3 protein-coding genes and 3 pseudogenes are annotated in these 6257 nt (G+C 44.1%); 1 reads left to right on the top strand and 5 read right to left on the bottom strand.

Features of this window, described 5'->3' with window-relative positions:
• Positions 1-161 precede the first annotated feature (161 nt).
• The 3 genes and pseudogenes from PN470_RS10525 to PN470_RS10515 form a co-directional block, all read right to left on the bottom strand.
• Positions 162-494 (bottom strand): annotated as a pseudogene (locus PN470_RS10525) (DUF29 domain-containing protein); the annotation flags it as partial.
• A 165-nt stretch (positions 495-659) separates the two neighbouring features.
• Positions 660-815 (bottom strand): annotated as a pseudogene (locus tag PN470_RS22360) (transposase family protein); the annotation flags it as partial.
• Positions 816-1481: 666 nt separating this feature from the next.
• Complete coding sequence (locus PN470_RS10515) at positions 1482-3497, bottom strand: ribonuclease catalytic domain-containing protein (protein ID WP_271937929.1); 2016 nt, start codon at positions 3495-3497, stop codon at positions 1482-1484.
• A 291-nt stretch (positions 3498-3788) separates the two neighbouring features.
• Here PN470_RS10515 and PN470_RS10510 point away from each other — a divergent pair.
• Positions 3789-4064: pseudogene (locus PN470_RS10510) on the top strand (ISL3 family transposase); the annotation flags it as partial.
• Positions 4065-4198: 134 nt separating this feature from the next.
• Here PN470_RS10510 and PN470_RS10505 read toward each other — a convergent pair.
• Both PN470_RS10505 and PN470_RS10500 read right to left on the bottom strand, forming a co-directional pair.
• Positions 4199-4612 carry a hypothetical protein gene (locus PN470_RS10505; protein WP_272104502.1) on the bottom strand — a complete coding sequence of 138 codons (414 nt, stop codon included), beginning with the start codon at positions 4610-4612 and terminating at the stop codon, positions 4199-4201.
• Between the two features lie 172 nt (positions 4613-4784).
• Positions 4785-6257, bottom strand: a 1473-nt coding sequence (locus tag PN470_RS10500; protein WP_272104500.1) for a S8 family serine peptidase, incomplete at its 5' end; no start/stop codon positions are given.

The following is a 6257-nucleotide window of genomic DNA, read 5'->3' as shown; positions in this document are numbered from 1 at the left end:
TTCCCTCCTGACTAAGTTGGTAGAGCAAGTTTCTTTGTTCTATGTTAAGATGTTGGAGGCTTCGTTTTTGGGTCTGATTTGTTTTTGTTAATGATCAGACAGTGCCTGATGAGCCTTTCTTTGTCAACTCTTGAGGTTGATACGTTTCATTTTTGAATTGGCGCTTTATTATAGCATTTTTTAAAATCATCTTCTGTTAAAAAACTCTTAAGACTAGGGCTATTTTCTAAATCTTCTTCGATTCTCTCACGATGCTCAAAAAGAGTTAATGCCCAGCTTCTGGTTTGTTTTTCTGGCTCTTGTAAGTATTTTAGTAAATGCCATAAAATCACGATCAGATTGCTTTTTAATGCTTTCTGTTGACTGATAGACATAGATTTTATTTCGTCAATTAAATTCTCTAAATCTAAATCAGAAAATTGATGATTTTCTAGCAAAAATATGGTTTTATCTATCCAGGGATAGTAGTCTTTTTTGTATAAGTTCTTTTCCATAATTCGCCAATTCAAAAATGAAACGCATCAACCTCAAGAGTTGACAAAGAAATGCTCATCAGGTACTGTCTGATCATTAACAAAAACAAATCAGACCCAAAAACGAAGCCCCCAACATCTTAACATAGAACAAAGAAACTTGCTCTACCAACTTAGTCAAGAGGAAAATTTATCGGACTCTTCCCAACCTTCGGCTCCTGCTATAACTGCTAAAATAGCAATGACTAAAATATCGGTTAATAAATGTTTCTGGGTTCGGGACACTCTCGGATCAGGAATATCTTGAAGATAAGTCAATAAACTAGCTTGAATTTCATTGATTGATGTTAAAGGAAGCTCAGGTTTAGTTGAGCTTTATTTCTGGTGGGGAGAACGGGGGCAAAACCTTTAACCATGAGCTATTTCCTCGTTAATTTTCATGAACAACAGTCAGACTAAGGCTAATTATAAATTATACAGAGGTAGCAGAGGCTAAGTCCGGGTACTGGCAGTGCGGGACGGTGCTATGGCGATTTGACTACCCTATTCAGACATTTGGTTCTTCCGAGCTTACACTGTAGAAAATTCCTCAAGCGCCCTCTCTGTCCAGCAAGGTTCTAAAGTTGATAAATATCAATCTGATAAAAGCTCAAAGCTTTAGGATACAAGCTTTACAAGCATGAGTTGTTAATAGTTTTACATGACAGGTTCGGTAGAGCCGCCTATAAGTACCTAAGCAAAATTAATTACACATTTCGATAAAGCTTTTGCCTATTGCCTCTTGCCTGTCTTCACTAGGAAATTTATTTTGCATGACTACTTACTAAAGGGATTTAGTATAATAAATTGTTCGGTATTGAAAGTCTGCCAAGAGGTTCCGCACCCGAAATAGACGGATCAGATGACGAACCTGCTAACTCAAGGAGAGGGTAGAGGGGAGTGGAGCATTTGGCTGAAATTTCCCTAAACCCCTATCTCCCGACTCCTGAATTCTGTCTCCGCGAGAGATTAACTTGCTTGGGAGGAGACAAAACCCGATAACTCGCGAAAACGGATCTCATCGCGGTGGGGATCAGAGCGACTAACTTGTACTTGAAAGCGATCGCCTAAAGATACCGATCGCTCAAAACGATGGGGTAATTCTAACCCCAATTCCTCCAATAAAATCAAGCCTAAATTTTCCTCTTCCCGCAGCCAGCGCAATACCAAAGCTTGCCAGACTTGATCTCCCTGTCGTCGCAAAAATTCCAAACTCCAATAACGATTAGTTTGCCGTTCCACCGAGGTGGCTTCCAGGGCCGAACTAGCGACACTATAGAGAATTTCCTGCATTCTATCCCGGGTAAAAGGCAGTTGATCGCCCCGGAGATGGGCTTTTAGTTGAAAATGGGTCAAAAGGTCAGTATAACGGCGAATTGGCGAAGTTACTTGGGAATAGGTATTCAATCCCAGACTAGCATGACGGTTAGGAATCGTCGTCATCTCACTGCGCGGCATACAGCGACGCAAGGCACAGGAACGCACTGGGCCTGCAGGTAGTAAAATTAACTCCTCATCGGGGGGTAATTCCGGTTGTGGTTGTCCCCGGAAAGGCACGGGGATCTCGTGTTCCTGACAGTAGCGACCGGCGATTTCTCCAGCTAGAATCATCATTTCCGCCACCAATTGCCGAGATGGGGAAACTTCCTGCAATTCTATGATAATTTCGTCGTTAGCCTTCACCTTAATGGATGATTCTGGCATTTGGATGTTAATCGATCCCTGAGATTTGCGCCATGCGTGGCGTTGTTTGGCCCAACGGTTGAGAATCTTCACTTCCGGTTCATGCTGCAGATCCAGATGTAACATTTCATCCACATCTTCGTAGGTGAGGCGATAGGTGGGTTTAATTGTACTGGGATGGATCCGATAATCGGCGATCGCTCCCGTTTCATCGAGGATTACCCCAAAACTCAAGGCAGGACAAAGTTTACCCTGTACCAAACTCATTGGACCTGCGGCCAATTCTAGGGGAAACATGGGAACCATTCCCGTGGGAAGATAGAGACTGGTACTACGACGACGCGCTTCTAGGTCTAATTCATCATCGGGACGCACTAAACGGCTAGGATCGGCAATATGGATCCAGAGACGATGACCACCATCTGCAAGAATTTCTACCGATAATCCGTCATCGATTTCCTCGGTACTTTCATCGTCGATGGTATAAATTTTTTGGTGGGTTAAATCGAGACGATTGTTGACATCCGCATCCGCAGGGGGATTGAGTAAATTAAGACGCGCCACATCAAGTACCTTTTTCGAGAATTGAACAGGGTAGGAACTGCGTCGCAGGAAAAGGTTTTCGTGACTACTCCACCATTTCAAATCGACTAACAATTCAAAAGCAGCCTCGGGGGTTTGGGAACGGCCCAGCAGCGAGAGTATGTCCGTGGCTGCCGGATATTTTTGTTCGGGTTGGAGGATAAATTTTTCTAGAGATTCCAGACGAATTCGATCGCTTTCTGACCATTCTACCGTTTCACCGGCCAGGGCCTGTTGGAGACGTTGGAGAAATTGGCCTTTTTCCCGTTGACGCTGTTGTTCTACCTCTAGCTGGTGTTTGATTTCCTCTACCTGATTTTCCGAGCGGGCCTCGTAACCATCCCCTTTATTTTTAAAATAAACTTTATCATCACTCAAGAGACAATGGGCTGCATAGCAAAACTGGGGACTGCGATCGGAAAAGAGAATCTCGGCCATGGTTTCGGGAGTGACTAACTGATTTTCCCCGGCTAATAATTCCCAGGCCACTTCTAAACCACTGGGATCTAGATAGGGTTGGACTTCCCGCAGAAAATTGCCGATCTCTTTATAGTTGGATGGACCTGCTTTGATAATGTAATCGAAGCGTTGGGGACGCAGTTTATGCGGGTTTCCCCCTTGATCGATGACGATCCAATCTTTTTTACCTTCTGGGCGATCGATCACCCCTAAGCGCCTTTCTCCTTGGACTCGAAATTCTACCAGCGTTCCCTTTTCCACTGCTTCCCCTTACTGCCTATCTATTTTGTCTATTTTCTATCATCCTCGATCGATTACTCGATCGGCAAGAGCAATCATCAATCCCCACCCACTAGATAGGGTTTGTGGCAAAAAGTTTTTCGTGGGGGTAGAGTGTGGGGTTTTACCCATTTTGAGGAGGTCAATTACCTAATTTTCAGGGAAAAAGTCCAGGGATTTTCCCCCTGATCACTCCCATGTCCACCACTTTTGGATTTCAAAAAAGTCTAAAAGTCTTATCCAACAAGGTTTTTAGATTTATTCAGCAAACCCCATTTAGTCAAAGATTCGCCGCTCTCAGGACAACCAGTGTACCCACAAGTTAATCGTCGTCAATTTAAGTGCGATAATTGTCGGAAACCCTTGAGCGAAGAGTTAGATTTTGTCGCCAGTAAACGAACTTATACGAAAAGACTAGCCGAGAATATACTCGAAGAATTAAAAGAAGGTGATATTTTAAATGTTAGCCGAAGAAATGACGTAACGGAAGAAGAGATTCCAAGAATGCTAGAGAACATCGCTGAAGAAATTACAGAGCCAGACCTATCGTAATTAAAAAGACTAGGAATTCGCCAGTTCAAATACTGGCGAAATGCAGACGTAATCAAGCAAGATAGTAAATTATTTTCTTCTATCTCACTCTCAAGAAATGTTATTTCTTGAGCGTTTTGGGACAATAATTGCTAAAAATAAGCTTTTTCCGTGTTAATTAACTGAATATTGACAATTTGACCGTTAGTCACTTGTACGGTTCCATAGCTGCCGTCCCCTAAAAAATTATTGAGGTACAAATTGTCATCATATTGAGCGAGGAGAGTATATTCCCCTGAGGGCAATTCTACAAAAAAATTACCTTGAGAATCACTACTTATTTGCTTGATTAGGTGAGAATGTTTTTGGGCTTGGGCTACTGGCCAGTTGGTTCCTTGAGCGGGAATTCTACCTGAAAAAATCCAAATAGTTGTTTTAATAGGTTCAGGTTTTGTTCTCAAGGATGTTGTGTCTATAGTGGGCATTTGGTCGCCGCTAAGACGAAGAATAGTGCCAGAAATACCCTGTTTTGATTGAGAGAAATTCGGGTCAGTAAAGCTCATCATTGTAACTAGAATAATGGTCAAACTTAGGAACCAGCGAAAGTTAGGATAAATCATAGTTTTGGCGATTTGGCTGTTATTTTGGCTGAAGAAAAGCCTCGTGCAGAATCCAACAGAGACTTTCTTCAGCATTGGTTAACTAGGAATGCTCTGGGTTGTGAGCATTAATAGCGTTTTAAGTAAGACGGACAGCACTGCTAGTGAGAATACTGCGGACTTGAGCATGGGTTAAGTTGGGATTAGCCCCGAGCATTAAAGCCACTACTCCTGCCACATGGGGAGCCGCCATCGAGGTTCCGCTGTAACTCGCGTATCCGTTGCCCGGTACAGTCGAATAAACATTCACCCCCGGAGCCATAACGTGCTGCATACTGCTGTTAGTTCCGGCACGATTGGAGAAACTAGCAATTGTCCGGCTGCTATCGACGGCACCGACGGAAAGACCATATTGGGTAGCGTAGTATGCAGGTGTTCCGGGAGAAGACAAGCTAGAGTTGCCAGCTGCACTAACCGTAATCACATTGCGACTAGCGGCATAGGCAAGGGCATCGCGTAAAGCAGTTGAATCAGACCATCCCAAACTCATATTAATGACGCGAGCGCCATTATCCACTGCATAGCGGATAGCTTGAGCAAGGTTGCCCCCATTAGTAAACCGACCTTGTGAATCTACATCTCCCATACGAATCGCCATAATTCGGGAATTATAGGCAACCCCCGTCATACCAATGCCGTTATTAGCGGCGGCAATTGTCCCAGCGACGTGAGTTCCGTGTCCTTGTCCAGAAGAACTGGTTCCGGGTAGAACGTTATTGTTATTTTGACCGATACCAAAGTTCCAGCCATAAACGTCATCGGTATAGCCATTTCCGTCGTCATCAATGCCATTACTGGCAATTTCCCCTGTATTGCGCCAAATATTATTGCTCAGGTCTTGGTGGGAAATGTCCACCCCAGAATCAATTACAGCCACTGTAACACCTTGTCCTGTATAACCTCTTGCCCAAGCTTCGGGGGCGTTAACCATATCATTACCCCAGTTATTACCTCCCAAGTTAGGAACATCGGCAAAAGTGGGTTGACTAATTGCTTGAGCAACGGCAGCGGCAGCGTTAACTAAACCGTAACCATAGGTGGAGTTAAATCCAGTTCCACCACTGCCACTGGTAGCCGAAACAGCGAGATTATAGTTGGTATTGCCAGTATAGGGATAGACACGAATGTAGTAGGTGCCTGCACTCAACTGACGGGTAATGCTCTCAGAAACCGTACCACCGTTAGTAGAGGAGGCAATGAAAGAACCGCTACTATTTAACAGTTGCACGTCCGCATCGGCGGTCATTCCAGTTAGACCAAGATTAAAGTTACCAGAATTAGCGAGGGTGAAACGATAGTAATCGTTGGTGTCGGTGCTTCCTACCCAATCGGTGTAACTGGTGGTGCTGGAACCGACGGTAATCGCTCTGGCAGTAGCCAGGGTATTGCCGGCTAGGTCAACAGAACTGAAAAGACCCGCAGAACTACTTTGACCTGTTAAAAAATCACCGTCTTGAGGCCAAGAGGAAAGGGATTCGGATGATTGCCAGCGATTTTTCAGTTCTAGCTGGTATTCTTCCAGAGAATTGCTTAAAAAGTCAGAATCCAGTCC

The sequence above is a fragment of the Microcystis sp. CS-574 genome (assembly GCF_028329095.1).
Classification (GTDB): domain Bacteria; phylum Cyanobacteriota; class Cyanobacteriia; order Cyanobacteriales; family Microcystaceae; genus Microcystis; species Microcystis ichthyoblabe_A.
The sequence above is the reverse complement of the archived record's forward strand: the minus strand, read 5'-3'. Positions and strand labels throughout refer to the sequence as shown.

What these genes read in the sequence shown, in the direction of transcription:
- PN470_RS10505 (WP_272104502.1), bottom strand. Translation starts at nt 4,612, where the DNA reads ATGATGAGCTTTACTGACCCGAATTTCTCTCAATCAAAACAGGGTATT.